Origin of the sequence: Mycolicibacter engbaekii (genome assembly GCF_002101585.1) — a bacterium.
In the GTDB taxonomy this organism is placed as follows: Bacteria; Actinomycetota; Actinomycetes; order Mycobacteriales; family Mycobacteriaceae; genus Mycobacterium; species Mycobacterium engbaekii.
In genome coordinates this window covers 1-2,402 of the sequence record NZ_LQOT01000077.1, presented here as the reverse complement: position 1 = coordinate 2,402, position 2,402 = coordinate 1, and the positions used below count along the sequence as shown (strand labels likewise).

General features: G+C 66.1%; 2 protein-coding genes. Both read left to right on the top strand.

The window, feature by feature from the left end; translation table 11 throughout:
* The first annotated feature begins 139 nt into the window (after positions 1-139).
* Positions 140-1,501 (top strand): Mu transposase domain-containing protein, encoded by a 1,362-nt coding sequence (locus tag AWC02_RS20770; protein WP_085130821.1) that lies wholly within the window; start codon positions 140-142, stop codon positions 1,499-1,501.
* Positions 1,498-2,340 (top strand): IS21-like element helper ATPase IstB, encoded by an 843-nt coding sequence (gene istB, locus AWC02_RS20765; protein ID WP_085130819.1) that lies wholly within the window; start codon positions 1,498-1,500, stop codon positions 2,338-2,340. The genes AWC02_RS20770 and istB overlap by 4 nt, the downstream gene beginning before the upstream one ends.
* Positions 2,341-2,402: the final 62 nt, after the last annotated feature.

Sequence of the window (2,402 nt, the reverse complement as noted above, 5' to 3'; positions counted from 1 at the left end):
CTGACCGCGCTCACTGAAATTCCCCACTGACGCTCATCGAAATTCCCCACCCGTGTGGCTCCGCCGAGAAGGGCGGGCCTCCCTCGATGCTGCTGGTGTCTGACGCCAGTAGCTCCAGTCGAAGGAGGCCCGCTTTCTCATGCTCACATGGGAGGACGACATGGAAGTACACGCCCTACGAAAACGTGGTTGGTCGATCTCTGCGATTGCCCGTCACACCGGATTCGACCGCAAAACAGTCCGCAAGTATCTGGCCGGCGATGGCAAGCCCGGAGTGCGGGCCAGGTCGGGTCCGGATCCGTTCGACCCGTTCGTCGACTACGTGTCGGCCCGGCTGGTCGAGGACCCGCACTTGTGGGCCCGCACCCTTTACGACGAGCTCGAAGACCTAGGTTTCGGGCTGTCGTATCAGAGCCTGACCCGCAACATCCGCACCCGAGGTTTGCGGCCGGATTGCCAGGCTTGCCGCACCGCCACCGATCGGCCCAACGCCATCATCGCGCATCCGCCGGGTGAGGAAACCCAGTGGGACTGGCTGGAATTGCCCGATCCTCCCGAGTCGTGGGGTTGGGGCAAGAAGGCGTTCCTGTTGGTCGGATCGCTGGCACATTCTGGGAAATGGCGGGCAGTGCTCTCACCGTCGATGGATCAACCGCATCTGGTCGCCGCGATCGACAAGATTTGCCGCGGCCTGGGTGGACTGAGCAGGGTGTGGCGGTTCGACCGGATGGCCACCGTGTGTGATCCCGGCTCAGGTCGAGTCACTGCATCGTTTTCCGGGGTGGCCAAACATTACGGGGTGTCGGTGGCGATCTGCCCGCCGCGCCGCGGTAACCGCAAAGGTGTGGTCGAGAAGGTCAATCACACTGCCGCGCAACGCTGGTGGCGCACCCTGGCTGACGACATGACCGTCGAACAGGCCCAAGCCAGTGTGGATCGTTTCTCCCGTGTGCGCGGGGACACCCGCATTCGGGCCACCGTCGGCGGGCGATCCTCGGTGGCCGTGGTCGCCAAGGCCGAACCGCTGGCGCCGGTGCCGGCGGCGCCGTATCCGGTGATCGTGTCGCAGTCCCGGACCGCCTCGCGCCAAGCGTTGGTGTCCTACCGCGGCAACCGGTACTCGGTGCCACCGGAGCTGGCTGCCGCGCAGGTGACGATCAGCCATCCAATCGGTGGCCAGTTCTGCGACATCGCCACCACGAGTGGGATCGTGATCGCGCGACACCGCATGGCTGCCGACGGGCTCGGTGTGATGGTCCGCGACAGCGGCCACATCATCGCCCTGGACACCGCGGCGATGGCCACCGCCAACCCCGGGCGACCGCACCGCCGCAAGGAACGCATCCCACCCGGCCCGGCCGCCAAAACCGCTGCCGCACAACTGCGTGCGCTCCGCGATACCACCGCCAATTCTGCCGAATCAACCACGCCATCAACCGATTCCACTGTCATCGACCTGTCCGTCTACGAGCGGGCCGCCCAGAAAAGGACCCTGCAATGACCCCCACCCCACGCACCCCGAAAACCACCACCGAGACACCGGCGGCCGCGGCAAGCCGCTATCAGCAACTGCGGTCGCACCTGGCCGAGCTTAAACTCACCGCTGCCGCCGAGGCCCTGCCCTCGGTGCTCGACCAGGCCACCGCCGAGGGCCTGTCGATCACGGTGGCCCTGGAGCGGCTGCTGGCCGCCGAAGTCGATGCCAGCACCGCCCGCCGCCTCGCTGGAAGATTGCGGTTCGCCAACCTGCCCACCCCCGCCACCCTCGCCGATTTCGATGTCGACGCCGCCGCCGGCATCGACCGCGCACTGATCGACGAACTGGGCACCTGCCGCTACCTCGAATCGGCAACCAACGTCCTACTGATCGGCCCGCCGGGCACAGGAAAAACGCACTTATCAGTTGGATTAGCAAGGGCCGCAGCACATGCCGGATACCGCACCTACTTCACTACCGCCGCCGACCTGGCCGCACGCTGCCACCGCGCCGCCATCGAGGGACGCTGGGCCACCACCATGCGGTTCTACGCCGGCCCAACACTGCTGGTGATCGACGAACTGGGCTACCTGCCACTACCAGCTGAGGCAGCCTCGGCGCTGTTTCAAGTCGTATCCCAACGCTATTTGAAGACCAGCATCGTCATCACCACCAACCGCGGGGTCGGCGCATGGGGCGAAGTACTCGGTGACACCACCGTCGCCGCCGCCATGCTCGACCGCCTCCTACACCGCTCCGTGGTCATCAACCTCGACGGCGAGTCCTACCGGCTACGCGACCACCACGCCGCCGCCGAAAGCCTCCGCCGAGCCGCCACCGGAACCCGTCAACCCCTACACTGACCGGTGCTCACAGGTGAGGAATTTCGGCGAGCACACCTGGGGACGTTCGATGAGCGCGATCA